General features: G+C 68.0%; 26 protein-coding genes. 12 read left to right on the forward strand and 14 right to left on the reverse strand.

Features of this window, described 5'->3' with window-relative positions; all coding sequences use genetic code 11:
- Positions 1-5: 5 nt before the first annotated feature.
- A complete protein-coding gene (locus tag INR38_RS22470) occupies positions 6-785 on the reverse strand; it encodes a hypothetical protein (protein WP_043821822.1) in 780 nt (259 codons plus the stop codon).
- Positions 786-923: 138 nt separating this feature from the next.
- Positions 924-2,453, reverse strand: coding sequence for a PLP-dependent aminotransferase family protein (locus tag INR38_RS22475; RefSeq protein ID WP_043821821.1), 1,530 nt, complete (start codon positions 2,451-2,453; stop codon positions 924-926).
- Positions 2,454-2,579: 126 nt separating this feature from the next.
- Here INR38_RS22475 and INR38_RS22480 point away from each other — a divergent pair, with 126 nt between their 5' ends.
- Positions 2,580-3,215 carry a LysE family translocator gene (locus INR38_RS22480; RefSeq protein WP_199961805.1) on the forward strand — a complete coding sequence of 212 codons (636 nt, stop codon included), beginning with the start codon at positions 2,580-2,582 and terminating at the stop codon, positions 3,213-3,215.
- 27 nt (positions 3,216-3,242) lie between these two features.
- Here the strand turns inward: INR38_RS22480 and mnmH are convergent, their stop codons facing one another.
- The 3 genes from mnmH to INR38_RS22495 form a co-directional block, all read right to left on the reverse strand.
- A complete protein-coding gene (mnmH, locus tag INR38_RS22485; RefSeq protein WP_207443475.1) occupies positions 3,243-4,307 on the reverse strand; it encodes a tRNA 2-selenouridine(34) synthase MnmH in 1,065 nt (354 codons plus the stop codon).
- Between the two features lie 240 nt (positions 4,308-4,547).
- Positions 4,548-5,684 carry a serine hydrolase gene (locus tag INR38_RS22490; protein WP_207443476.1) on the reverse strand — a complete coding sequence of 379 codons (1,137 nt, stop codon included), beginning with the start codon at positions 5,682-5,684 and terminating at the stop codon, positions 4,548-4,550.
- Positions 5,685-5,731: 47 nt separating this feature from the next.
- A complete protein-coding gene (locus tag INR38_RS22495) occupies positions 5,732-6,310 on the reverse strand; it encodes a TIGR02281 family clan AA aspartic protease (protein ID WP_242699157.1) in 579 nt (192 codons plus the stop codon).
- A 137-nt stretch (positions 6,311-6,447) separates the two neighbouring features.
- Here INR38_RS22495 and INR38_RS22500 point away from each other — a divergent pair, with 137 nt between their 5' ends.
- Positions 6,448-7,215 (forward strand): DsbA family protein, encoded by a 768-nt coding sequence (locus tag INR38_RS22500; RefSeq protein WP_207443478.1) that lies wholly within the window; start codon positions 6,448-6,450, stop codon positions 7,213-7,215.
- A 67-nt stretch (positions 7,216-7,282) separates the two neighbouring features.
- Here INR38_RS22500 and icd read toward each other — a convergent pair whose 3' ends face one another.
- Positions 7,283-8,545, reverse strand: a complete 1,263-nt coding sequence (gene icd / locus INR38_RS22505) for an NADP-dependent isocitrate dehydrogenase (RefSeq protein WP_207443479.1) — start codon at positions 8,543-8,545, stop codon at positions 7,283-7,285.
- A gap of 209 nt (positions 8,546-8,754) precedes the next feature.
- Here icd and INR38_RS22510 point away from each other — a divergent pair, with 209 nt between their 5' ends.
- From INR38_RS22510 to INR38_RS22540, 7 genes are all read left to right on the forward strand, one after another.
- Positions 8,755-8,976, forward strand: a complete 222-nt coding sequence (locus INR38_RS22510; RefSeq protein ID WP_012205488.1) for a hypothetical protein — start codon at positions 8,755-8,757, stop codon at positions 8,974-8,976.
- A gap of 214 nt (positions 8,977-9,190) precedes the next feature.
- Complete coding sequence (locus INR38_RS22515; protein WP_043796166.1) at positions 9,191-9,643, forward strand: DUF192 domain-containing protein; 453 nt, start codon at positions 9,191-9,193, stop codon at positions 9,641-9,643.
- A gap of 9 nt (positions 9,644-9,652) precedes the next feature.
- On the forward strand, positions 9,653-10,024 hold the full coding sequence (locus tag INR38_RS22520; protein WP_043821811.1) for a DUF2946 family protein: 372 nt from the start codon (positions 9,653-9,655) through the stop codon (positions 10,022-10,024).
- Between the two features lie 122 nt (positions 10,025-10,146).
- Complete coding sequence (locus INR38_RS22525) at positions 10,147-12,354, forward strand: TonB-dependent siderophore receptor (protein ID WP_207443506.1); 2,208 nt, start codon at positions 10,147-10,149, stop codon at positions 12,352-12,354.
- A 14-nt stretch (positions 12,355-12,368) separates the two neighbouring features.
- Complete coding sequence (locus INR38_RS22530) at positions 12,369-13,901, forward strand: PepSY domain-containing protein (protein WP_207443480.1); 1,533 nt, start codon at positions 12,369-12,371, stop codon at positions 13,899-13,901.
- A 23-nt stretch (positions 13,902-13,924) separates the two neighbouring features.
- The gene (locus INR38_RS22535; protein WP_207443481.1) at positions 13,925-14,416 is read left to right on the forward strand and encodes a MarR family transcriptional regulator; all 492 of its coding nucleotides are present in this window, start codon (positions 13,925-13,927) and stop codon (positions 14,414-14,416) included.
- Complete coding sequence (locus INR38_RS22540) at positions 14,413-15,198, forward strand: DNA alkylation repair protein (RefSeq protein ID WP_207443482.1); 786 nt, start codon at positions 14,413-14,415, stop codon at positions 15,196-15,198. The genes INR38_RS22535 and INR38_RS22540 overlap by 4 nt, the downstream gene beginning before the upstream one ends.
- On the opposite strand, the gene fur is transcribed toward INR38_RS22540, so the two are convergent.
- The 6 genes from fur to INR38_RS22570 form a co-directional block, all read right to left on the reverse strand.
- Positions 15,185-15,634, reverse strand: a complete 450-nt coding sequence (gene fur / locus INR38_RS22545; protein ID WP_199138414.1) for a ferric iron uptake transcriptional regulator — start codon at positions 15,632-15,634, stop codon at positions 15,185-15,187. The genes INR38_RS22540 and fur overlap by 14 nt on opposite strands.
- A 17-nt stretch (positions 15,635-15,651) precedes the next feature.
- Positions 15,652-16,212: a carbonate dehydratase gene (locus INR38_RS22550; RefSeq protein WP_013802514.1), complete on the reverse strand. Its 561-nt coding sequence runs from the start codon at positions 16,210-16,212 to the stop codon at positions 15,652-15,654.
- Entirely contained in the window at positions 16,209-16,358 is a 150-nt protein-coding gene (gene ykgO, locus INR38_RS22555; RefSeq protein WP_013802515.1) for a type B 50S ribosomal protein L36, read from the reverse strand. Before ykgO ends, INR38_RS22550 begins: the two co-directional genes overlap by 4 nt.
- Positions 16,359-16,402: 44 nt before the next feature.
- Positions 16,403-17,293, reverse strand: coding sequence for a GTP cyclohydrolase FolE2 (gene folE2, locus INR38_RS22560; RefSeq protein ID WP_207443483.1), 891 nt, complete (start codon positions 17,291-17,293; stop codon positions 16,403-16,405).
- Between the two features lie 46 nt (positions 17,294-17,339).
- On the reverse strand, positions 17,340-18,560 hold the full coding sequence (gene zigA / locus INR38_RS22565) for a zinc metallochaperone GTPase ZigA (protein ID WP_207443484.1): 1,221 nt from the start codon (positions 18,558-18,560) through the stop codon (positions 17,340-17,342).
- A gap of 66 nt (positions 18,561-18,626) precedes the next feature.
- Positions 18,627-19,025 carry a Fur family transcriptional regulator gene (locus tag INR38_RS22570; protein WP_051940745.1) on the reverse strand — a complete coding sequence of 133 codons (399 nt, stop codon included), beginning with the start codon at positions 19,023-19,025 and terminating at the stop codon, positions 18,627-18,629.
- A gap of 353 nt (positions 19,026-19,378) precedes the next feature.
- Here INR38_RS22570 and INR38_RS22575 point away from each other — a divergent pair, with 353 nt between their 5' ends.
- Together INR38_RS22575 and INR38_RS22580 are read left to right on the forward strand one after the other, a co-directional pair.
- On the forward strand, positions 19,379-19,588 hold the full coding sequence (locus INR38_RS22575) for a hypothetical protein (RefSeq protein WP_012205475.1): 210 nt from the start codon (positions 19,379-19,381) through the stop codon (positions 19,586-19,588).
- A 109-nt stretch (positions 19,589-19,697) separates the two neighbouring features.
- Positions 19,698-20,045 (forward strand): RNA-binding protein, encoded by a 348-nt coding sequence (locus tag INR38_RS22580; RefSeq protein WP_012205474.1) that lies wholly within the window; start codon positions 19,698-19,700, stop codon positions 20,043-20,045.
- 154 nt (positions 20,046-20,199) lie between these two features.
- On the opposite strand, the gene INR38_RS22585 is transcribed toward INR38_RS22580, so the two are convergent.
- Positions 20,200-22,434 (reverse strand): NADP-dependent isocitrate dehydrogenase, encoded by a 2,235-nt coding sequence (locus INR38_RS22585; protein WP_207443485.1) that lies wholly within the window; start codon positions 22,432-22,434, stop codon positions 20,200-20,202.
- A gap of 338 nt (positions 22,435-22,772) precedes the next feature.
- A complete protein-coding gene (locus INR38_RS22590; protein WP_242699158.1) occupies positions 22,773-23,828 on the reverse strand; it encodes a helix-turn-helix domain-containing protein in 1,056 nt (351 codons plus the stop codon).
- On the opposite strand from INR38_RS22590, the gene INR38_RS22595 reads away from it, so the two are divergent.
- On the forward strand, positions 23,827-25,317 hold the full coding sequence (locus INR38_RS22595) for a cytochrome P450 (RefSeq protein ID WP_207443486.1): 1,491 nt from the start codon (positions 23,827-23,829) through the stop codon (positions 25,315-25,317). The genes INR38_RS22590 and INR38_RS22595 overlap by 2 nt on opposite strands.
- Positions 25,318-25,372 lie beyond the last annotated feature (55 nt).

The following is a 25,372-nucleotide window of genomic DNA, read 5'->3' on the forward strand; positions in this document are numbered from 1 at the left end:
GCGCCTCAACGCACGGGCAGGAACTGCATGAAGGGCCCCGCCACCAGCCCCTGCCCGTAGCCGATGAAGGAGCGCCGGTAGCGCTCGGTGGTGTAGTTGGCGATCAGGTCCAGCCGGCCGATGATCTTGCCCATCTCGCGCTCGAAGCTCAGGTTGCGCGCGTCGTCGCCCAGGTGGTTGGACAGCAGCAGCGGCCCGCCCGCTGCGTTGCGCCGTGAGTTGAGAATCCAGTTGGCCACTTCCACGTTGCGTGCGGCGTTGTAGATCAGCTGCGGGTCCAGCCCATGGACCAGGGTGAAGCTGGTGCGCCCGCCGTGGGCGGTGATGATGGTGTCGGCCAGCGCATGGACGAAGGCGGCCACGCGGTCGCCCTTGAAGTCGGGCTGCAGCGCCAGCGAGAGCGCGGCCACGTCCTGGGCGCCGCGCAGGTCGGCCCAGGGCTGGCGCTCGGTGATGGCGATGCGCACGTAGGCGGATGCGGCCTCGCGGCTTTCGGCGGTTTTCTTCCACTCGGAGGGGTTGCGCAGGTACAGCTTGTCCATGATGCGCATCAGGCTGTCCAGGTTCTCCTTCATGGCCAGGGTGGCCATGCGGTTGCTGTCGGACTGCACGATTTCGCTGGGCTCGAACGAGGCGCCCTCCACCTTGCCGCGCGGCGCGGGCGTGTCGGCACAGCCCGCTGTCAGCAGCAGCGCCAGCACCGGCGCCAGGCGGCGCGCCGCACCGCCTCCCGGTCGGGGCCGGCTGTCGTTCACCCCGGCTCTGCGGCCGGCCTCCCCTGGCAAGACAAGCTCAATAGTCATCCCGGAACGATAGCAGCGCACTACCGGGGCGCCGAGGCCCGATGCCCTGTCTTACATGCCCTGGCGCCGGCAGCGTCAACCTCCCGTCAGGCAGCGTTGCTGCACCATCCAGTCATCCAGTCATCCACCACCGCCCCGGTGCTGCGCCAGCAGGTGGCCAAGGATCTTCCAGGTCTGGGGCTGTTCCACCATGGGCACGGGAATGCGCAGCATGCTGCCTGCGGCCTGCCTGGGCGAAAACAGCAGGCCCGGTGCCAGCAGCAGGCCCTGCGGCGCGGCATGGCGGGCCAGCACCTCCGAATCCACGCCGCAGTCCACCCAGGCGAACATGCCGGCCTGCGGCTCGTGCGGCGCGCGGCAGTCCAGGGCCTCGAGCATGCGCAGGCAGCGGTTGCGCGCGCGGTCCACGCGCTCGCGCAGGCGGTCCACATGCTTGCGGTACTGGCCATCGGCCAGCACGCGGTGCACCACCTGCTCGCCCGGCAGCGCCGTGGTCAGCCCGCCCAGCAGCTTGAGGTCGGTCAGCCGCCGTATCAGGTCGGTGTGCGCCGCCACATAGCCCACGCGCAGGCTGCCGGCCAGGGTCTTGGAGTAGCCGCCCACCAGGAGCACGCGCTGCAGCCGGTCCATGGCGGCCAGGCGCACGGGCACGCCGGGCAGGAAGTCGGAGTAGGTGTCGTCCTCGGCCAGGTAGAAGTCGTGACGCTCGGCAATGCGCAGCACCTCGTGGGCCACGCCGGCCGACAGGGTCTGGCCCGTGGGGTTGTGCACGGCAGTGTTCAGGATGAAAAGCCGGGGCTGGTGCTGGCGGGCCAGCCGCTCCAGCGCCTCCACGTCGGGGCCGCCGGGCAGGCGGGGCACGCCGACCACGTTCACGCCCAGGGCGTTGAGCCGGCCGAAGATGAGAAACCAGCCCGGGTCTTCCACCAGCACCGTATCGCCGGGCCGCACCAGGCTGCGCACGATCAGGTCCAGGCCCTGCGTGACACCGGCCACGGTCATCAGGTGGGCCTCGGGGTGGGCGGGCACGTCCTGGGCCTGCAGCACCGAGGCGATCTGCTGGCGCAGCGGCAGGTAGCCCTGGGGCACGCCGTAGGTCAGCAGGCTCGGCCCCGTGCTGCGGCCCACGGCGCGCAGGGCCGAGGCCAGCATCTCCTGGTCCAGCCATTCCGGCGGCAGCATGCCCGCGCCCCCCGAATGCTCCATGCCCTCGCGGAACATGCTGCGCAGCAAAAAGGCGGTATCGAAGGCCGCGCCCTGCTCCAGCGTAGGCAGGGCATCGCTGGCGCGGGGCGCCGCCTGGGCCGCGCGTCGAGCGCTGACGAAGACGCCCGAGCCGCGCCGCGAATGCACCAGGCCCTGGGCGGCCAGCCGGTCATAGGCCTGCACCACGGTGTCGCGGCTCACGGCCGCCTCTTGCGCCAGCGCACGCACGGAAGGCAGGCGCGAGCCCGCGCGCAGGCCGTGGTGGCGGATCAGGCCGCCGTAGTGGTCCACCAGTTGGTCCACCAGCGAGAGGTCGGAAGACCGCAGCGGGCGCCAGGGCGCAGCGGCCTGGAAAGCCGTATCTGAGGATGCGCGCGGTGCCTGCGGTGTCTGCTGTGCCTGCGCTTGCTTCGGCGTGGCTGCGGGATCAAGTGTCAGGGTCATATGGGCAGGCCAGTTGGCAAATTGTTCTGGCAAAGTGTACTGCTACTGTACCGAACGCTGCCATTAGCATGGTCTGACGGCGCCGCGGCCTGCGGCATGCGCAGACAGGGCGCCGGATTCCCTGCCATGCCTGTTGCCACCATGCCCTTCGATACCGCCCACACCTCGTTCCTGCTGCCGCTGGCCATGTTCTCCTTCGTCAGCTCCGTCACGCCCGGCCCCAACAATGTGATGTTGACGGCCTCGGGCGCCAGCTTCGGTTACCGCCGCACCGTGCCCCATATGCTGGGCATCACCCTGGGCGTGGTGGTCATGGTGCTGCTGGTGGGCGCGGGCCTGGGCGCGGTGTTCGAGCGGCTGCCGGTGATCTACACCGCGCTCAAGTACCTGGGCGCGGCCTACCTGGTCTGGCTGGCCTGGAAGATTGCGGGCAGCGGCGGCATCGACGGCGGCAACGCGGGAGCCCGGCCGTTCGGGTTCTGGCAGGCGGCGGCCTTCCAGTGGGTCAATCCCAAGGCCTGGATCATGGCCATCGGCGTGATTGCCACCTACACGCCGCGCGAGGATTTCTTCGTCAACCTGGTGCTGGCCGCCCTGGTGCTGGGCATCGTGAACTATCCCAGCGTCAGCGTCTGGACGCTGTTCGGCAGCGCCGTGGGGCGCGCGCTGCGCTCGCCGCAGGCACTGCGCCGCTTCAACTGGGGCATGGCCGCCCTGCTGCTGCTGTCGCTGTACCCGGTGCTGGCAGATTCACACGCCTGATTCAAACGCCTGATCCACCCAGCTGCTTCATGCGGCCGATGCCCCATCCAGCGCCAGTATCTGCTGCGCCAGCGCGGCGATGCCGGCCTCGCTGAGGTCGTCGGCCTGCACCCTGCGGCGCGTGCGCCACTGCGTGAAATGCCGCTCCTGCGAGCGCTCGTAGTGCGGGTCGTAGTGCTGGGCCATGAGCTCGGAGAAAAGCGGCGAGAGGCTGCGCTCATGCGCCCAGGCCTGCCAGCGCGAGATGGTCTCCTTGCCCTGCAGCTCCTTGAGCCAGCCCAGCTTGTCGGCCAGCGTCTGCGGATCGTCGCCCAGGTAGGCGTAGTCGCGCAGCAGGTAGGCCAGGCGTGCCTCGGGCGTGGCATCGAGCGCAATCACGGGCGACTGGCGCATGTGCTCGACCAGCACCAGCGGCAGGGACACGCGGCCGATCTTGGCGCTCTCGCCTTCCACGTACACGGTGCGCGACGGATCGAAACTCTCCAGCTGCTGGGCCAGCAGCGTCTCGAAGTATTTCTGGCTGGGCTGCTCCACGCCGGGCAGGTTGCCCAGCAAGGAGCCCTTGTGGCTGGCATAGCCCTCCAGGTCCAGCACCTGCTCGCCGGCCTCGGCCAGGGCGTGCAGCACGCGGGTCTTGGCGCTGCCGGTGGCGCCGCACAGCACCTGCAGGCGCAGCTGGGGCACCAGGCGGTCGATCAGCTCGATCACATGGCCGCGATAGGACTTGTAGCCGTTGGCCAGTTGCTGGGCATCCCAGCCGACCAGGCGCAGCCAGGTGACCATGGAGCCGCTGCGCAGGCCGCCGCGCCAGCAGTAGACCAGCGGCTTCCAGTTGGCGGGCTTGTCGGCGAAGGTTTCCTGCAGATGGCGCGCCAGATTGGCCGAGACCATGGCCGCGCCCAGGCGCTTGGCCTCGAAGGGGCTGACCTGCTTGTAGATGGTGCCGATCCGGGCGCGCTCCTCGTTGTCGAGCACGGGGCAGTTGATGGCGCCGGGAATGTGGTCATGCGCGAATTCGGCAGGCGAACGGGCGTCGATCAGGGTGTCGAACTGGTGGCGGTCGGCGATGCGGATGGGCTGGCGGTGGGACACGGGCAAACGGTGATCTGGCGATCATGCGGGAGGCAGAAACAACCGGCGCCATGGCCTCAGGGGCTCATGGGCCGGCACCGGAACCAGGAAAGTGGATCGAGCCTCGACACGCACCGGCCCGCCCCGCTTCGCGCCCTGCTTGCGCGAGCCGGGCATGCGGCCGACCTTGGAAGCCGGGATTCTCGCACGCCCGACGTGCCCGCGCTCGGCTGTCAGGGCAAGGCTGTCAACGCCAGGCAGTCAACGCAAGGCAGCGGCGATCAGGCCCTGCACGGCGCCCACGCGCTGCACCTGCTGGGGGCTGTCGTAGTTGCCCATGAAGACGGCATACACCAGCGAATGCTGGGGCACGACCACCAGCCGCTGGCCGCCCAGGCCGATGGCCATGTAGTACGCCAGGCCGGCGCGGGTCTGCCCCACGTACCAGTGGTGGCCGTAGCGCAGGCCGGGCCAGGCGTCCACGCGCGGCTGAATGGATTGCACAATCCAATGCCGGGGCACCAGCGCCCGGCCTTGCCTTCCACCCGGCCACTCGCCCTGCTGCAGCACCAGCTGGCCGATGCGGGCCAGGTCCCGCGCCCGCAGGCGCAGGCCGGAGGCGGCGGCCGCCTCGCCGTTGGTGCCAGGCGTCCACTCGGCCTTGTCGATGCCCAGCGGAGCAAACAGCTTGTGCCGCGCATAGTCCAGCAGCGGCATGCCACTGCCCTGCGCGATCAGATGGCCCAGCAGGGCCGTGGCCCCGCCGCTGTAGCACCAGCGTTCGCCGGGCGGGGCGACGATGGGCTGCTCCAGCACGTAGCGGTAGCGGTCGCTGCTGCGCTCCATGGCGATTTCGCTGTTGCGCGGGTCGGAATACGGAAGGTCCTCGTCCCATTGAAGGCCCATGGTCATGCCCAGGGCATGGGAGACCAGGATGGCGCGCCGGCCCTCATCGGCCGCCAGATCGCCGTAGGCGGGAAAGGCCTGGACCAGGGGCGTGTCCAGCGCGGGCACCTTGCCCTCGGCCAGGGCCATGCCGTACAGCAGGCCGACGATGCTCTTGCTGACCGAGCGCACATCGTGCAGGGAGTCGGCGTTGAAGGCCACCTTGCCCAGCGGCTCGCCCCAGCGTTCGTCCTCGCCCTGGAAATAGCGCTCCAGCGCCAGCCGGCCGTGGCGCATCACGGCGACGGCGTGCAGGTTCGCCAGTTCTCCGCTCTGCACGCCCTGTTCCAGGCGTTCGCCCAGGTCTTCGGCCAGGCCGGTGCCGGTACCGGCGCCGGTGGAAGAGGCACCGCCCTGCCCCACGCTGGCACAGGCCGTGCAGCCCAGCGCCGCCAGGGCTGCGCCCGTCTGCAGCCATCTGCGCCTGTCGGTGCGAAAGGCGTTGTTTGTCATGTCCCTCTCCCTTGCTTAACTAGTTAGTTACTTAGTTGCTTACGTACTTACCGCTTGGGCGAAGACCCGCTGCCGCGCGGATGGATCAGCATGCGGTCGCCGCGTATTTCCACATCGAACTGGCGCAGGAAGTTCTGGCCCAGCAGCGCATCCCTGTCCGTGCTGCCGGTATAGCCCGTGCCCACGCGCAGGCCGCTGACCACCAGGGAGGCCACGCGCACCTGCTCGGCCACCACCATGCGGCCGTCGCGCTCGCCATTGGCGGTGCGAAAGCGCACGGGCTCACCGCCGTCCAGGCCTGCGCGCTCGGCCAGCGGCTCGGTCACGCCGACCATGCTGGCGCCCGTGTCCACCAGGAACATGACGGGCTGCCCGTTGACGGCCCCTTCCACGCGGAAATGCCCATCGCGGTCACGCGCAATGGCCACCGTGCCATCGGCCTGGACCTTGACGCCGGCCGGCTTCAGGTACATCTGCATGGCCCAGTACAGCACGCCCATGACCAGCAGCCAGAACAGCAGAAAACCCAGCATGCCGCGCCGGGCGACGGACTGGACGCTGGGCTCGGCGGCCGGGGCAGAGAGAACGGACGGATCGGACGGAGGCGGCGTGGATTTGAGGCGCATGGCAATGCAGACGGAATCGGCGATGGCAGCACGGTGGCTGCACGGCGGCAGTCGCCCATTCTGCCTGCGGCCCTGCCCCGTCACGGGCAAGCCAATAGCCGCTACAGTGGGCGCCTTCATCACAGCCCGCTCCTGCCATGACCACGACCGCGCAGCCGCCCTTTGTCCTTCACTACATCTTCGACCCGCTGTGCGGCTGGTGCTATGCCGCCGCGCCCCTGGTCAAGGCCGCGCGCAGCGTGCCCGGCGTCACGCTGCAATGGCATGGCGGCGGCATGCTCACGGGCGCCCACACCCGCACCATCACGGCCGACTGGCGCGGCCACGTGATGCCGCACGACCAGCGCATTGCGGAGATGACGGGCCAGCCCTTCGGCACGGCCTACTTCGACGGCCTGCTCAACGACCTGGGCGCCGTGCTGGACTCCGAACCGCCCACCACGGCGCTGCTGGCCGCCGAGGAACTGGCGGGCCGGGGCCTGGACATGCTGGCGCGCCAGCAGCAGGCCCACTACGTCGAAGGCCGGCGCATCAGCGATCCGGCCGTGCTGCTGGAACTGGCCCGGGACCTGGGCCTGGACGTGGCGGCCTTCACCGACGCCTTCCAGCGCCTTTCGGGCGCCGCAACCCAGGCCCATATCGCCCAGTCGCGCGAATGGCTGGAACTGGCCCAGGGCCAGGGTTTCCCGACCTTCGCGCTGGAGTTCGACCACCCCGAGGCAGAGCAGCCGGGCCAGCGCGCCATACAGCGCATCGACATCGGTCCCTGGCTGGGAGATGCACAGGGCTGGGCGCAGCAACTGGGCGAGTGGGTGCAGCAGGTGGCGGCCATCACCGCCGACGAGCAAACAGCGCCCCAAGGCGAGGATTGCGGGCCCGATGGCTGTGCGCTGCCCAAGAGCTGATCCCTCAACGACCAGCAAAGAAAAAACCGCGCCCTGGCGCGGTTTTTTCATGGAGAGCGGGCGCCCGTCAATCCATCTTGGAGATCATCACCTCGCCAAAGCCGGAGCACGACACCTGGGTGGCGCCGTCCATCAGGCGGGCGAAGTCGTAGGTCACCTGCTTGCTCTGGATGGCCTTTTCCAGCGCGCTGATGACCAGGTCGGCCGACTCGCGCCAGCCCATGTGGCGCAGCATCATCTCGGCCGAGAGGATTTCGGAGCCCGGGTTCACATAGTCCTTGCCCGCGTACTTGGGGGCCGTGCCGTGCGTGGCCTCGAAGCAGGCCACGGAGTCGGACATGTTGGCGCCGGGCGCAATGCCGATGCCGCCGACCTGGGCCGCCAGCGCGTCCGAGATGTAGTCGCCGTTGAGGTTGAGCGTGGCCACCACCGAGTACTCGGCCGGGCGCAGCAGGATCTGCTGCAGGAAGGCGTCGGCAATGGAGTCCTTGATGACGATGTCGCGGCCCGTGCGCGGGTTCTTGAACTTGAGCCAGGGTCCGCCGTCGATGGGCTGGGCGCCGAACTCGCGCGCGGCCAGCGCGTAGCCCCAATCGCGGAAGCCCCCTTCGGTGAACTTCATGATGTTGCCCTTGTGGACCAGGGTCACGCTGGGCTTGTCATTGTCGATGGCGTACTGGATGGCCTTGCGCACCAGGCGCTCCGTGCCCTCGATGGACACGGGCTTGACGCCGATGCCCGAGGTCTCGGGGAAGCGGATCTTCTTGACGCCCATTTCCTTGACCAGGAAGTCGATGAGCTTCTTGGCGTTGTCGCTGCGCGCCTCGTACTCGATGCCCGCGTAGATGTCCTCGGAGTTCTCGCGGAAGATGACCATGTTGGTCTTCTCGGGCTCCTTCAGCGGCGAAGGCACGCCCTTGAAATACTGCACGGGGCGCAGGCAGACGTAGAGGTCAAGCTCCTGGCGCAGCGCCACGTTCAGCGAGCGGATGCCGCCGCCCACGGGCGTGGTCAGCGGGCCCTTGATGGAGACCACGTACTCGCGCAGGGCCTGCATGGTTTCCTCGGGCAGCCAGACATCGGGGCCGTAGATGCGCGTGGATTTCTCGCCCGCGAAGACCTCCATCCACTGGATCTTGCGCTTGCCGCCATAGGCCCTGGCCACGGCGGCATCCACCACCTTGATCATCACGGGCGTGATGTCCACGCCGGTGCCGTCGCCTTCAATGAAAGGAATGATGGGCTGGTCTGGCACGTTCAACGACATGTCGGCGTTGACAGTGATCTTCTGGCCCTCGGCCGGCACCTGGATGTGCTGGAAGCGGTTCATGGGGACGGGTCTCCGTTGGCTGGTGCACGAGGCAAGAGTGAATGCCCGGAACGGGCACGAATTTGGTGCAGAAAATTCTAACGACAATCGGGCCGCCCTCCTGTCAACGGCGATACAGTAAGCGCGTTGAGCATGTGCGGTGCATCAAGAATTTCGCACCGTTGTCTGATTCAACTTGGCTTCTACCGCTTTTCTAGGAAATGGCATATATGAAAAAACTCCTCGCTGTCCTGATCGCCGGTTCGTTTGCCGCAGGCGCCTTCGCACAGGCCGCCGCAGCACCCGAAGCGCCGATGTCGGCTCCCACGGCCGCTTCCGCAGCTGCTCCCGCTCACACAGCCAAGAAGGCCAAGGTCGCCAAGAGCGGCAAGCACTCCGGCAAGAAGCACGCCAAGCGCTCCACGAAGAAGGCACACAAGGCCGTGGCCTGATCCATGCCAAGGGATGCCAGCAGGCATCCCCTCAAAAAAGCCCGCAAGTCAGCAATGCACTGCGGGCTTTTTGCCGCCCGCCCGGCCATGATGGCCCGGCCAGGCCGATTTTTGCGTCCGGCCACGCGCCCCCTGCGACAGAATGTGCAAGATGACGAAGCCTTCGACACCCCTCCACACATCCCTTTCCCGCCGCGCGCTGCAGCGGTTGCTCATGGCCGCCTGCCTGGCTGGTGCCGCCGTATCGGCAGGCGCACAGCCCCAGGGCAACCCCCAGATGAATCTGCGCCGCGTGGAGTTGACGGCCGGAATCCATCGCATCGATGCCCAGGTGGCCGCCTCGGACCGCGAGCGCGCCATCGGCCTGATGTTCCGCCAGGAAATGCCCCAGCAGGAGGGCATGATCTTCGTCTTCGAGGTGCCTGCCGTGCAGTGCTTCTGGATGCGCAACACCCTGCTGCCGCTGACCGCCGCCTTCGTGGCCGATGACGGCACCATCGTGAACCTGGCCGACATGAAGCCCATGACCGAGGACTCGCACTGCTCGGCCAAGCCCGTGCGCTATGTGCTGGAGATGAACCAGGGCTGGTTCGCCAAGCGCGGCCTGAAGGCTGGCGTCAAGCTGGGCGGCAGTCTGTTCACACCGACGCCAGCCCCCAAGCCATAATCACGCCCCATGCAAGCGCTTCGCTCCTCGTTCTGGCTCACCCGGCTGATATTGGCCTGGTTTGCCGTGACGCTGGGCGTTGCCGTGGCATCGCCCCTGGTCCATCCCCAGGGATTCGAGCTGGTCTGCACGGCCAGCGGCGACGTCAAGCTGGTGGCGCTGGGCGACAGCGCGGCGCCTGGCATGGGCCACCACCAGCTCGACTGCCCCATGTGCCTGCCCGCTGGCGCACCGCCGCCGGCCCTGCCGGCGATGGCCGTGCCCCACCAGCAGCCGCTGGCCCACGCGCTGCTGCCACTGGTGGCGGCGCACATTGCCTCCGTCACACGCGCGCCGCTGCCGGCGCGCGGCCCTCCCCCGCTGACTGCCGTGTTCTCTTGAATCGCCGCCGGGCCTGCTGATGCGCGCCCGGCCCGCCTGTGCCGCGCCTGTGGCCCAGGACTGCACCGCATGCGCGGTGCAAGACCCGGAGTCAGTTCGTGAATTCTTCCCCTTTCCCCGCGATGGCGGCGCCGGTGCGCGCGTCCACGCACGCCTTTCGTCTCCATCCACTGGCCACGGCGCTGTGCTGCGCGCTGGGCGCCGCATGGGCACCTGCCGCGCACGCGCAGGCCCTGGCCGAGGCGGCACTGCCCGCCGTCGAAGTCTCCGACCAGGCCACGGCCGACGCCAACGGACTGCTGCCGCTCAACAAGACCGTGGGCACGGCCAGCCGCCTGGGCCTGACGGCGCGCGAGACACCGGCCTCGGTGCACATCGTGGACCGCGCCGCCATCGAGGCGCGTGGCGCCCAGGACACGCAGGAGATCCTGCGCTCCATTCCGGGCGTCACGGCCTACAGCCCGCCCGGCAACATCGGCATCAGCTACCGGGGCTTCGGCACGGGGTCGGTCAGCCAGTTGTTCAACGGCATCAACCTGCAGTACTCCATTGCGGCACGGCCCGTGGACAGCTGGATCTACGACCGGGTGGAGGCCATTGGCGGCGCCTCCGGCTTTCTCTATGGCGCAGGCGGCGTGGGCGGCACGCTGAACTACATCACCAAACTGGCCCAGCGCGACAGCTTCACCGAAGGCCAGCTGCGCTTGGGCAGCTATGGGCTCAAGGAAGCCTCCGTAGGGCTGAACCGCCGCCTGGGCGATGCCGGCGAAGGCCAGGGCACCACCCATTACCTGCGCCTGGACCTCAACCACCGCGATGCCGGCAGTTGGGTGGGCGGCACGCAGTCGCGCTCCACGCAGCTGGCGGCCTCGCTGCTGTCCGACCTGGGTGGCGGCCTGACGCACACCCTGGCCTACGAAGCCCAGCATGAGCGCGTGGACCGCCCCTACTGGGGCACGCCGCTGCTCAACCCGCTGCGCGGCCAGGCGCGCATTGACGAGGCCACCCTCGGCAAGAACTACAACAGCGCCGACGGCCTGTACGCCCAGCGCGTGCAGTGGCTGCGCTCCATCACCGAATGGCGGGCCAGCGACCGGCTCAAGCTGAGCAACACCTTCTACGCCTATGACGCGCTGCGCGACTACCGCAACGTGGAGACCTACCGCTTCACGCCCGACAACAGCGCGGTGGTGCGCTCGGCCGCGCTGCTGCAGCGCCATGACCAGCGCATGGTGGGCGACCGCATCGAAGGCAGCTACCTGGGCGAGCTGGCCGGCCGGCGCAGCGAATGGGCCTTTGGGCTGGATGTGAGCGTGAACCGGCAGACACGCTTTCCGAACAGCCTGTCTGGCACGGTGAGCACGGTCAATCCCTACGATTTCACGACAGAGAACTTCTACGACATTCCCGGCATGGCACCCGGCTTCAGGCCCGACCGCGACAACAAGGTCACCACCACCGCCCTGTACCTGGAAAACCGCACGGCCCTCACCCCGGCCCTGCACCTGTTGACCGCCCTGCGCCATGAACGCATCGACGTGGACCTGACCAACCGCCGCGATGTAACGCCCGCGCTGCCCGCCAGCTACAGCCGCAGCTACAGCCCGACGACCGGGCGCGTGGGCCTGGTCTGGGATGCCACGCCCGAGGCCAATCTCTACGCGCAGTTCTCCACGGCGGCCGATCCGCCGTCGGGCATGCTGATGGGCGCCTCGTTTGCCGACGCCATCAACAACACCGGACTGACCACGGGCCGCCAGGTGGAGGCGGGCAGCAAGCTGTCGTTCTGGCAGGGCAAGGGAACGGCGGCGCTGGCGGTCTATCGCATCACGCGCCGCAACATCTCCACCCAGGACCCGCAGGACAGCACGCGCACGGTGCTGGTGGGCCAGCAGTCCTCGCGCGGGGTGGAGCTGTCCATGGGCCTGGCGCCCACGCCGCGCTGGTCGGTCCAGGGCAACTGGAGCCATGTGGACGCGCGCTATGACAACTACCAGCAAGGCGGCGTGTCCCTGGCCGGCAAGCGGCCCACGAACACGCCCGCCAGCGTGCTCAACCTCTGGACCAGCTACCGCATCACGCCGGCGCTGGAGGTCAACGCCGGGCTGCGCCGCGTGGGCGGTATCTATGCCGACGCGGCCAACACCCTGTCCTGGCCTGCCTACACGCTGCTGGACCTGGGCCTGAGCTACCGGATCGACCCGCGCATGACCGTGGTTGCACGGCTGCGCAATGCCACGGACCGCGTCTATGCCGCCAGCCTGACCAGCACCATGGCCTACCTGGGGGCGCCGCGCACGGCCGATATCACGCTGCGCGTGGCGTTCTGAGAGAGGGCCGCGCCATGCGCCTTCACCTCAAACGCTGGCTGTTCCTGCTGCACCGCTGGCTGGGCATTGCCGTGTGCCTGTTCTTTGCGCTGTGGTTTGTCTCGGGCATGGTGATGATGTATGTGGGCTACCCCAAGCTCACCGAGGCCGAACGGCTGCGCCACCTGCCCCCGCTCGATGGCAACGCCGCCCTGCTCGCGCCCGCCGAGGCGCTGCGCGCGGCCGGCATCGACGGCCCGCTCAAGGACCTGCGCCTGCATGCCGGCAGCGCCGGCCGTGCCAGCTACCTGGCCACGCCCGAGGGGCGGCGCCAGCCCGTGGCCATTGATGCGGCCAGCGGCCAGGTGCTGCCCGCCACCAGCGAGGCGCAGGCCCTGGCCAGTGCCCGCGCCTTCGCGGGGGACGGCACGGGCCTGCACTACCTGGGCACGGTGGATGAGGATGCCTTCAGCCACTCGCGCGCGCTGGACATCCACCGCCCCCTGCACCGCGTGCAACTGGACGATGCCCAGGGCACGCTGCTCTACATCTCCGGCCGCACGGCCGAGGTGGTGCGCGATGCCACGCGCACCGAGCGCGGCTGGAACTACCTGGGCGCCTGGCTGCACTGGCTGTACATGTTCCGGGGCAATGCCTTTGATGGCGCCTGGGCCGACATCGTCAACGTGCTGTCGCTGGTCGGCATTGCCGTGGCCGTCACCGGCACCGTGGTCGGGGTGATGCGCTGGCGGTTCAGGCAGCCCTACCGCAGCGGCCGGCGCACGCCCTACCCGGGCCGAGCCATGCGCTGGCACCATGTGGCGGGCCTGCTGTTTGCGCTGACCACGCTGGCCTGGATCTTCAGCGGCCTGATGTCCATGAACCCCTGGCGCCTGTTCGACACGGGCACGCCACCACTGCACATGGCCCGGTGGCAGCAGGGCCCGCTGCGCCTGACCGGGGACGACGCCACGCCGCAGTCGCTGATCGCCGCAGCGCGCGGCCCCGTGCGCGAACTGCGCTGGCTGCGCACCGCAGGCCGCACCGAGGTGCTGGCCCAGCCCGCAGCCGGTACGCCCCTGGTGCTGGACAGCGCCAGCGCCGCGCCCGTGGCCCATTCGCGCGAGGCCCTGCTGGACCGCGCGGCCGTGCTGATCGACGCCCCCGTGCTGCGCAGCGAATGGTTGACCGCGCACGACCTGTACTGGTACGAGCGCGCCGAGCACACCATGATGGGCGGCCATGACAAGCCCCTGCCCGTGCTGCGCGTGGTCTTTGGCGATGCCGCGGCCAGCTGGGTGCACATCGACCCGCACACGGGCCAGGTGCTGGGCCGGCTGGATGGCACCCAGCGCCTCAAGCGCTGGCTGTTCGCCATGCTGCACAGCTGGGACTGGCTGCCGCTGCTGCAGCGCCGGCCGCTGTGGGATGGGCTGCTGCTGGCCTTCAGCCTGGGCGGCCTGCTGATGAGCGCCACGGGCGTGCTCATAGGCGTGCGAAGGCTGCGCCGCAGGCGCAGCCTTCGCGCACAGGCCACTGCTTGCCTGGAGGCGCAGCCACATGGTTAGCCACCATACTGTATGCTTGCCGCATGCAACTCGAACAGAAATACCAGGCCCTGCTGGCCGAGGCCGAGCGCCGCAAGCTGGACGACGTGGACAGCATGCGGCTGTGCTTCCAGACCCTGTCCCTGGCTGCGCGCATCGACCGTGACTGCGCCGCGCTGCTGGCGCCCCATGGCCTGTCCGAAGGGCGCTTCGTGCTGCTGTTCCTGCTGGAATCCGCCAGCGAAGGGCTGGCGCCCAACCACCTGGCCGAGCAGGCCGGCATCACCCGCGCCACCGTGACCGGCCTGCTGGACGGCCTGGAACGCGAGGCCCTGGCCGAGCGCCTGCCCGACCCGGCCGACCGCCGCGCGCTGCGCGTGCAGCTCACTGCCAAGGGCCGCCAGCTGGCGCGCAAGCTGTTTGCCCGGCACAGCCAATGGATCGCCGGCCTGTTTTCCAACCTGTCGCCCGCCGAACGCGGCCAGTTGGGAAAGCTGCTGGCCAAGGCCGCCGCAGGCGTGGAGGTCAGCGCATGACGGCGCCCACGCCCCGGCGCAAGGGCGCCAACCGCACGGTCGATATCACTCCCGAACTGCTGCAGGCCCTGTCCCTGGGCGAGATCGAGACCGCCACGCTGACCGAAAGCCTGGCCGTGGACCAGGCCCGGCTGCTGCAGGCCGTCTTTCCCGACGCGTGGCCGCAACTGGAGGACACGGCGCAGGCGCTGGGCCAGCTTGGCATTCTCAAACGCATGGAGTGCATTGGCGGCCTGCTGTGGCAGGCGCTGGGCCAGGCCGGCTGGCAGCGCTGCCTCACGCACCGCTCTGACACGGTGCGCGGCTGGGCCTGCTTCATGGCCGGTGCGCAGCCGGGCCTGACCCTGAGCCAACGCCTGGAGCTGGTGCAGCCGCTGGCCGATGACGCGCATTTCGGCGTGCGCGAATGGTCGTGGATGGGCGTGCGCCCGCATCTGGCCAGCGACCTGCCGCAGGCCGTGGCCGAGTTGTCCCGGTGGACAAGGCGGCCCTCCGACCGCCTGCGCCGCTTCGCCAGCGAGGCCCTGCGGCCGCGCGGCGTCTGGTGCAGCCATATCACGGCGCTCAAGCAGCAGCCGGAGATCGCCCTGCCCCTTTTGCAGCGGCTGCACGCCGATGCCTCGCCCTATGTGCAGGACTCGGTGGCCAACTGGCTCAACGACGCGGCCAAGAGCCGGCCCGACTGGGTGCGCGCCCTGTGCGCGCAATGGCTCCAGGAATCGCCCGTGCCCGCCACGCGCCGCATCTGCGAGCGTGCGCAGCGCAGCCTCAAGGAGAGGTAGCCTCCGGCCGGCCCGCCAGCCGCTCGCAGTCGGGCTTGATGCAGCGCCCGTAGAGGATGTGCGAGTGCTCCACGATGGCAAAGCCATGCGAGCGCGCCAGCAGCTTCTGGCGCTGCTCGATCACGGCATCGTGGAACTCCTGCACCAGGCCGCAGCGCGTGCAGATCAGGTGGTCATGGTGCTCGCCGTCGTCGAGTTCATAGACCGCCTTGCCCGCCGCAAAGCGCTGCTGGCGCAGCATGCCGGCCTGCTCCAGCTGCGCCAGCACGCGGTAGACCGTGGCCAGGCTGGTGCCCCGGCCCTGGTCATGCAGCTGGCGGTAGACCTCCTCCGCCGCCAGATGCCGCTGGTCCCCGTGGCGAAAGATGTCCAGTACCCACAGCCGCGCCAGCGTGGCCTTCAGCCCCAGGTTCTTGAGATCAGCGGAATCGGACATGCAGCCCTCCCGGCCGGTCAGAACTCATTGTGGATGGCCTTGTAGCCGCGCACCAATTCGTTGTTGGTGCGGACCACGTCCTCGGAGAAATCGCTGGCGTCGGCGGGCACCTGGGCCAGCGTGGACAGGTCGGTCTCCGGGCCTATGCGCGCAGTGGACGGCACATAGAAGCCCGGCGGCAGATGGCATCCATCGACCACGGCGTTGTAGCGCACCACGCAGCCGTCATCGACCACGCAGTTGAACAACACGCTGTTGAAGCCGATGAACACGCCATTGCCCACGGTGCAGGGCCCGTGGACGATGGCGCGATGGGCGATCGAGGTGTGCTGCCCCACGCTGACGCGCGCGCCGGACTTGGAGTGGATCACCACCCCGTCCTGGATGTTGGAGTGCGCACCGATCACGATGGGGTCGATGTGGCCGTCCGCATCCATCTCGTCGGCACGGATCACCGCATAGGGGCCGATGAAGACGTTCTCTTCCACGACCACCAGTCCGCACAGGATGGCGGTGGGGTCCACGAAGGCGCTGGCATGGATGCGCGGCAGGTCGCCGCGCGGGTTCTTGCGGATCATCCCTTGCGCCTGTTCTTTGCGCCGCCCTGGCGGGCCTTGAAGCGCGGGTTGCTCTTGCAGATGACGTAGATGCGGCCGCGGCGGCGCACCACCTGGCAGTCTCGATGGCGCAGCTTGGCTTCCTTGAGTGACGAGAGAACTTGCATGGAAAACTCCTTGGGTTGTAGAGAAACGGGTGCCGGCTCGCCGGTCATGCCCAGGCCACGGCATCGTGCGGATGCAGGCTCTCCATGTGGCGCACATGCACGCGCGGCCGGGCGTAGATGCCTTCCAGTGCGGCCTGTATGCGGCGCGCCGCATCCTCGACAAACATCAGGTTGCGGCCGTTGAGCGCGGCAAAGGCCTGCTCGTCGGCGCGCTTGACCGCGGTCTGCACGGGCGTGCCCAGCGCCTGCTCCACGCGGGCGATCAGGGGCAGGATGCCGAGGTCCGGCCCATCACAGGCCAGGTCCACGCTGACCTGGGCCTCGCTGCGCTGGCTGTGTGCCGTGGCCAGCGTGCCATGCCGGCGCAGCCAGGAAGCCACCTGGTCCGGCTCCACCAGGGGCTCGCCCGCAAAGGCCTGCAAAAAGCCATGCTCCAGCAACTGGCGCGACAGTGCCGCCGAGCAGGGGCAGGTCGAGGAATAGCCCACGCTCACCTGCAGCCGCAGCTGGAACACGCCCTGCGCCAGCGTGGCGTCCAGGCGCACGGGATAGGACTTCCAGCCCGACAGATCGTGGGTGACCAGGGCCGGCCGCTGGGTCAGCAGGTCCAGCGACAGGCGCAGTCGGGCGCTGCGGCTTTGGCAGTCGAGGTGGCTGTCGATCATGGCCTGCAGCGCCTGGCGCAGCGCCAGGGCAGACAGCGCGGACTCCTCGGCCAGGCTGTCCAGTTGCCGGTACAGCCGGGACATGTGTATGCCCTTGACATGGGGCGCAGGAAGATCGACCTGCACATCGGCACGCGCATGCAGCTCGCGCCAGTAGCCGGGCTCGGCCACGGTCACGGGCAGGTCTATGCCCTGCATGCCCACCCATTGCAGCGGGCTGAGGCTGGGCGCGGGATCGGTCAGGGAAACATCGGGAAGAGGTGCAGGCATTCGGGGCTCCAGGGGCCGCGCCGACCCAGGCCGGCGCGGTATTCGTTCAATTCCAGTCGGGAAACGGGTTGTCCCATTGCGCCCAGGCCTGCGGGCCCAGGGCCATTTCTGCATCGGTCAGCAGGCACTCGTCCAGGCGGGCGCGCAGCGCGTCCTCGTCCATGCCCATGCCGATCAGCACCAGTTCCTGGCGCGCGTCGCCCACGCCATCGACCCATTTGTCCAGGATGCGCTCCACGCTCTCGGGGTCGCGCGGCCAGCGCTCGGCCTCCACGGCGGCCCACCAGTGCCCGGCCGGGCCATGGCGGGCCACGGCGCCGGCCTGGGACCAGGAGCCGGCCAGCGCCGGATGGCTGGCCAGCCAGAAAAATCCCTTGGAGCGCACCACTCCCGGCCATTCGCTTTGCACCAGGCCGAAGAAGCGCCGGGGATGAAAGGGGCGGCGGGCGCGGTAGACAAAGCCGGCAACGCCATAGGCCTCGGTCTCCGGCTGGTGCGTGCCACGCAATTGCTGCAACCAGCCCGGCGCCCTGGAGGCCTCCTCGAAATCGAACAGCCCGGTATCGAGCACGCGATCCAGCGGCAGCTGGCCGAAGGAGGCGATCTCCAGCCTGGCACGCGGGTTGAGCCCGCGCAGGATGGCCATCAGCCGCGTGCAGTCCTCCTCGGTGACCAGGTCGATCTTGTTGAGCACGATCACATCGCAGAACTCCACCTGCTCGATCAGCAGATCGACCACGGTGCGGCGGTCCTCCTCGCCCAGCGATTCACCGCGCGAGCGCAGGCTGTCACGCGAGCCATAGTCGTGCAGGAAGTTGAAGGCATCGACCACGGTCACCATGGTGTCCAGCCGCGCCACATCGCCCAGGCTGCGTCCGTCCTCGCCCGCGAAGGTGAAGGTCTCGGCCACCGGCAGCGGCTCGGAGATGCCCGTGGACTCGATGACCAGTTGGTCGAAGCGGCCCTCGCCCGCCAGCCGCGCCACCTCCAGCAGCAGGTCCTCGCGCAGCGTGCAGCAGATGCAGCCATTGCTCATCTCCACCAGCTTTTCGTCGGTGCGCGACAGGTCGGCCCCGCCATCGCGCACCAGGGCCGCGTCGATGTTGACCTCGGACATGTCATTGACGATGACGGCCACGCGCCGCCCTTCGCGGTTGTGCAGGATGTGGTTGAGCAAGGTGGTCTTGCCCGCGCCCAGAAAACCCGACAGCACGGTCACAGGCAATCGGGCATGCGGCGGCTGAACCGGCGCTACGGTATGCATCATGGAATCTCTCGAACAGGGACAGGGATCGCGCGGCGGGCACTGCGGCCGCATGCGCAGGGAGGGGTCTCAGGCGGGGAGCGCGGTGCAGGCGGAGCACTTGCCATGCAGTTCGATGTTCGAGTGGGCCAGCGCAAAGGCATTGCCATGCGCCCAGCTGCCCAGGCAGCGGTTGAGCGCGTCGTCCACGAACTCATCGACCTGGCCGCAGCTGTCGCAGATCGCAAACGCCGAGAAATCATGGCTGCCCTCGTCCGGATGCGAGCAGCAGACATAGGCATTCAGCGACTCCAGGCGATGGACCACGCCCTGCTCGGCCAGCTTGTCCAGCGCGCGGTAGACCTGGGTAGGGGCCGTCAAACCGTGGTCCCGCAACTGGTCGAGCAGCGCATAGGCCGTCAGCGGCGCGCCGGCCTGGCGCAGCGTGTCGAGCACGCGTTGTTGCTTGGTGGTCAGGGAGTGGGACATGGTGGTTTCCTGGTCAAAAAGGGCGGTCAGCGACCTTGCCCTGCATCAAAACAGTTACGTTATAACATAACAAAATCGGCGACCACGCACTGTTTTACAATTAAAAAGAATATTAAATTGCGCCTAAATACACAACAGGTTATAGTCAGCTCCGTTGTTGAGGCCAAGCGCTTAAGCCGCCCACTTCCCTTCCCTGCACAACGGCTGTCCGCCGCTCCCCGCAGGATGTCTCTTGCGACCTTTGTCGCACAGTTGGTCTGTAGAGCTGCAGCCAACCGAGTTCCCAGATGCTCACGCAGGCCTGTTCAAGGCTGCGAACCTGACTGAACCACATTTCAAACACCGGCATCCCCATGGGCAAGTACGTCGTCTCGCCCTCGACACACCCGACCGACTGCGGCCGCTTCCGCGCCTCCTTCGCGGTCCATCGCTCTCAGGGCAACGGCAGCTACTGCCGCGTATTCCGTTTCGACAAGGCGTTCGCCTCCCGCGAAGCAGCACGGCTTTTTGCCGTCACCCAGGGCTGGCTCCAGACTTGCATGCAGCATCCGCCTGCGTGCTGACGGCCCGCCTGCCGCCCTCCCACCCATTCACCGCCGCGGATTGCACAGTCCGCCGCATGCATGCCAACGGTGCGCCCTTTTGCGCACATCCAATCGAAGAGGTTTTCCTATGACCACCAAAATCTACGTGGGCAATCTGCCCTACTCCGTGACCGACTCCAGCCTGGAAAGCAACTTTGCCGAGTTCGGCAACGTGGCCTCCGCCAAGGTCATGATGGACCGCGAAACCGGCCGCTCCAAGGGCTTCGGCTTTGTGGAAATGGCTTCTGCCGAAGTCGCCCAGGCCGCCATCACCGGCCTGCACGGCATGTCCGTGGACGGACGCTCGATCGTCGTGAACCTGGCCCGTCCCCGTGAAGAAGGCCGCAGCTCCGGTGGCTACAGCCCGCAGGGTTACGCCGGCAAGCGTTCGGACGTCGGCTATGGCAATGGCGGCCACGGCGGCGGTCGCTACTGATCACGGCGCAGCTTCCAAAAACCGGCTCTCTGGGCCGGTTTTTTTTCGCCTGCGGTTTTCTTTCCTGCCGTTGCAGGCATGAAAAAACCGGCCGCCCCTGCGGGTCGGCCGGTCATGGCTGAAGCCTGCCGGGGCCCGGCCCCGGCGCAGCGGCTTACAGCAGCGCGTCGATGGCTGCGTTGAACGTGGCGCTGGGGCGCATCACGGCATCCATCTTGGCCACATCGGGCATGTAGTAGCCACCGATGTCCACGGCCTTGCCCTGCACGGCGCGCAGCTCTTCGATGATCTTGGACTCGTTGTCGGCCAGTTGCTTGGCCAGCGAAGCGAACTTGGAAGCCAGTTCGGCATCTTCCGTCTGCGCCGCCAGGGCCTGTGCCCAGTACAGGGCGATGTAGAACTGGCTGCCACGGTTGTCCAGCTCGCCGGTGCGGCGCGAAGGCGACTTGTCTTCGTCCAGCAGCTTGCCCGTGGCTTCATCCAGGGTCTTGGCCAGCAGCTTGGCGCGGGCGTTGTCGTTCTTGATGCCCAGGTCTTCCAGCGACACGGCCAGTGCCAGGAACTCGCCCAGCGAATCCCAGCGCAGGTGGTTTTCTTCCACCAGCTGCTGCACGTGCTTGGGAGCCGAGCCGCCAGCGCCCGTTTCGTACATGCCGCCGCCGGCCATCAGGGGCACGATGGACAGCATCTTGGCCGAGGTGCCCAGTTCCATGATGGGGAACAGGTCGGTCAGGTAGTCACGCAGGATGTTGCCGGTCACCGAGATGGTGTCCAGGCCGCGGGCCACGCGCTCCAGCGTGTAGCGCATGGCGCGGACCTGAGACAGGATGTGGATTTCCAGGCCCGTGGTGTCGTAGTCCTTCAGGTAGGTGTTGACCTTCTTGATCAGCTCGGCCTCGTGCGGACGATAGGGGTCCAGCCAGAACACGGCAGGCATGCCGGAGTTGCGGGCACGCGTGACGGCCAGCTTGACCCAGTCGCGGATGGGAGCGTCCTTGACCTGGCACATGCGCCAGATGTCGCCCTGCTCCACGTTCTGGCTCATCAGCACTTCGCCGGTGGCCAGATCGACGATGTTGGCAACGCCGTCTTCCTCGATCTCGAAGGTCTTGTCGTGCGAGCCGTACTCTTCGGCCTTTTGCGCCATCAGGCCCACGTTGGGCACGGTGCCCATGGTCTTGGGGTCGAAGTTGCCGTGCCACTTGCAGAAGTTGATCATCTCCTGGTAGATGCGGGCAAAGGTGGACTCAGGCATCACGGCCTTGCAGTCGTAGGGCTTGCCGTCGGCGCCCCACATCTTGCCGCCCTGGCGGATCATGGCGGGCATGGACGCGTCAACGATCACGTCGTTGGGCGAGTGGAAGTTGGTGATGCCCTTGGCCGAGTCCACCATGGCCAGCGCGGGACGGTGTTCCTGGCAGGCGTGCAGGTCACGGATGATCTCTTCGCGCAGCGAGGCGGGCAGCGTCTCGATCTTCTCGTACAGCGTGGACATGCCGTTGTTGACGTTCACGCCCAGCTCGTCGAACAGCTTGCCGTGCTTCTCGAAGGCTTCCTTGTAGTAGATCCTCACGCAGTGGCCGAACACGATGGGGTGCGAGACCTTCATCATCGTGGCCTTGACGTGCAGCGAGAACAGGATGCCGGCGTCGCGGCAGTCGTCCAGTTCCTTTTCATAGAAGTCGCACAGCGCCTTCTTGCTCATGAACATGGAGTCGATGATCTCGCCGGCCTTCAGGGCCACCTTGGACTTGAGCACCACGGTCTTGCCGCTCGTGGTGGTCAGCTCCATCTTGACGTCGCGTGCGGCGTCCAGCGTGATCGACTTTTCGCCGTGGTAGAAGTCGCCGTGCTCCATGTGCGAGACATGGGTTTGCGACCACTGCTTCCACTCGCCCATGGAGTGGGGGTGCTTCTTGGCGTAGTTCTTGACGGCGGCAGGAGCGCGGCGGTCGGAGTTGCCCTCGCGCAGCACGGGGTTCACGGCCGAGCCCAGGCACTTGCCGTAGCGTGCCTTGATGTCCTTTTCCTGGTCGTTGGTCGGATTCTCGGGGTAGTCGGGCAGTGCGTAGCCCTTGCCCTGCAGCTCCTTGATGGCAGCCGTCAGCTGGGCCACCGAGGCGCTGATGTTGGGCAGCTTGATGATGTTGACATCGGGCTCCAGCGTCTTCTTGCCGAGCTCGGACAAGGTGTGGGCCACGCGCTGGTCTTCGGCCAGGAATTCGGAGAACTCACCCAGGATGCGGTGGGCCACGGAGATGTCGGCGGTCTCGACATTCACGCCGACGGGTGCGGCAAAGGCGCGCACCACAGGCAGGAAGGCACTGGTGGCAAGGCGCGGAGCCTCATCGGTCAGGGTGTAGATGATGGTGGGTTGCTGCGTGCTCATCTCTTGTCTCAGGTAGTGAAAAGGTAGGGGTCGCGCCGCAGGCCGTCGAACCGGGCATCCGCTAGGGGAAACGGGGCCGGTGCAGCCTGAGGCAGTAGGACCGTCACGCAATGCCCCGTCGCGCCAGCATGCTGCCCCGGCGTTTTCTGCAATGCGATCCCACAATACAAAATTCTAAGCGGAACCCGCCACATTTTTTAAGTCTTGTAGAAGACTTAGGGTTTTACAGCGGCATTCAGGACCTGTTTTCACAGGGAAACGGCTTGCAGCCCCCGCGTTTTCTACCATGCAAAAAATGCTGTAGCGTGACGGACACGCAAGCGGAGCAGACCCCCGGGTCAAACCCAGAGCCGATACATCCAGAACGATTCATCGTGCTCGAAGCGCCGCGCAAACTCCCCCGGCGAAAACCCCGTGATCTGGCGCACGGCGCGGCACATATGAGCCTGGTCGGAGAAGCCCTCGTCCAGCGCCAGCGCGGCCCAGTCCAGCGCCTGTCCCTGTTCATGGTGGCGCCGCGCCGCATGGAACAGGCTTTCCGTGCGCACCATGCCTTGCCATTGCCGCAGGGAGCGGCCGCTGAACTGCTTGATGCGCCGCTCCACCTGGCGCGCGCCCAGCGTTCTTTGCCATTGCAGCGCCTGCATCCCCAGCCAGGCCACCCAGTGGCGCCCATGCTCGCGCAATGAGGGCAGCACCTGCAGGGCGCTCCCCCGGGCTTCGCGCCAGCGCGGCGCCAGGTGGCGCTGCAACGCGTCCAGGGTGCCGGCATCGTCCTGCGCATGCAGCAGGGCCTGGCTCAGCGCGGACCAGGACGGCCCCAGCACCCCGGATGCCGCGACAAAGCCATCCTGCGCCTGCAGCACGCCGGGGCCGAACAGCTGCAGCGCGGCATCCAGGTGCAGGCAGACCATGCCGCCACGGCCCGGCCCGCTGGCCCAGCTGGCCGTGGGCGTGGTCTGGCTGCCCGAAAGCATGACGGATGCCTCAAAGGGCTCGCAGCCCTGCACGCCCACCACGCCTGCAGCCATGTCCTGGTACCAGGACAGGCAGACCATGGGGGTGGCGGGAAAATGCGACAGCCGCTGCGCATCGTCCAGGACCACGCCCCGCGTATCGCGGCAGACGACGGCCACCACCGCACCATGCAGCCCCGCTGGCGCGGGATACAGCATGGAGTGCGGCTGCCGCCCCTGGCCTGCCCAGCGCGCGGCCCTGGCATGCAGAGGGGGACAGGCAGCAAAGGCGCTGGGCACACAGGCTTCGGTTTCGGGCTCGGCTTCGGGCATCACGACGGCATCCTTGGATGGCGCAGTGTAGGCCTTGCCGCCCGCCGATCCCGTGACGCTTTCGTTCAAGACCACGGGCGGCTTGACCAGCGAGCATGGGAACATGAACCGCCCGAATTCCACGCAAGATACCTGCACACCGGCGCCGTCGAATGCGGCCTCCTGCCCCTTCGCCACGCAACCCGCGCAACCGGCGCAAACCGAGCACTCCGAGCAGACGGCCTCCACGGCCTGGCCACCCGGCCCGGCCCCGGGGCTCATGGGCTGGGGCCTGCTGCGCCGCATGTCGCGCGACCTGCTGGGTACGCTGGCGCAATGGCGTAGCGAGCACGGCGATGCCATCCATCTGCGCATCTGGCCAGAGCACCAGGTCGTCGTCACGGATCCCGAACTGGTGCGCGAGCTGCTGGTCGGCCAGCACGATGCGCTGGTGCGCTGGGAGCACGGCATCTCGGTCTTTGCCCAGCTGCACGGCCACAGCGTGCTGGTCAGCGAAGGCCAGCCCTGGCGCAGCAAGCGGCAGGCCCTGTTGCCGGCCTTCTCCCCCAAGGCCGTGCAGGCCCAGATACCGGCCCTGGCCGCAGCCGCGCAGGCCGCGCTCCAGACCTGGCCGCAGCAGTCCGAGGACTTTCCCATGGAACAGGCGCTGACCGCCCTGGCCATGGATGTGATCATGCGGCTGATGTTCTCCGGCGCCATCGGCGAGGATGCGCGCTCCGCGGAGCAGGCCATCCGCGAAGTCAGCCATGCCGCCAACAGCGAGTTCTACTGGCCCCTGCGCTGGCCCGATGCCATGCCCTGGAAGCGCCGCAAGCGCCGGGCGCTTGCCTGGCTGCGCGGCTTCATCGACCGGCAGGCCCGGCTCCGGCTGGCGCAGGCCGAGGCAGACTGGCCCGAGGATCTGCTCAGCCGCCTGCTGCGCCTGCACCGGGGCGACGCCCAGGCCTGGACGCTGCAGGCCGTGCGCGATGAGTGCATGACGGCCTTTCTGGCAGGTCACGAAACCGTGGCCAGCAGCCTGACCTGGTGGTCCTGGTGCATGGCCACCCATCCCGAGGCGCAGCAGCAGGTGGCTGACGAGATCCATGCACAGCTGCAGGGCCGCACGCCCACGGCGCAGGACCTGCCGGCGCTGCGCCAGTTGGGCTGGAGCCTTCAGGAAGCCATGCGCCTGTACCCGGCCGCGCCCGTGCTCATCAGCCGGCGTTGCACACGGCCTGTGCAGCTGGGTCCGTGGCGCCTGCCCGCGCGAACCCTGTTCATGATTGCGCCCGGCCTCATGCAACGCGATGCGCGCTGGTTCCCGCAACCCGATGCCTTTCAGCCGCAGCGTTTCGCCGATGCCGACAAGGACGGCGCCCCTGCCGCGCCGCGCGGCAGCTGGATGCCCTTCGGTACCGGCCCGCGCGTATGCCTGGGCCAGCACCTGGCCAGCACGGAGATGACGGTGGTGGCAGCCATGGTGCTGCAGCGCCTTCGGCTGAGCGTGCCCAAAGGTGCCGGCGCCCCTCGCCCTGTGCTGCAGGTCACGCTGCGGCCATCCACGCCCCTGAGACTGCGGCTGCAGTCGCGCAGCGGCGCACAGGCCGGGTAAACGTGGCGATATATTGCGCCAAATCATCTACAAAGCACGCCAATTACGCCAAATT

Origin of the sequence: Delftia sp. SD018 (assembly GCF_017355445.1) — a bacterium.
GTDB classification, from domain to species: Bacteria; Pseudomonadota; Gammaproteobacteria; order Burkholderiales; family Burkholderiaceae_C; genus Comamonas; species Comamonas acidovorans.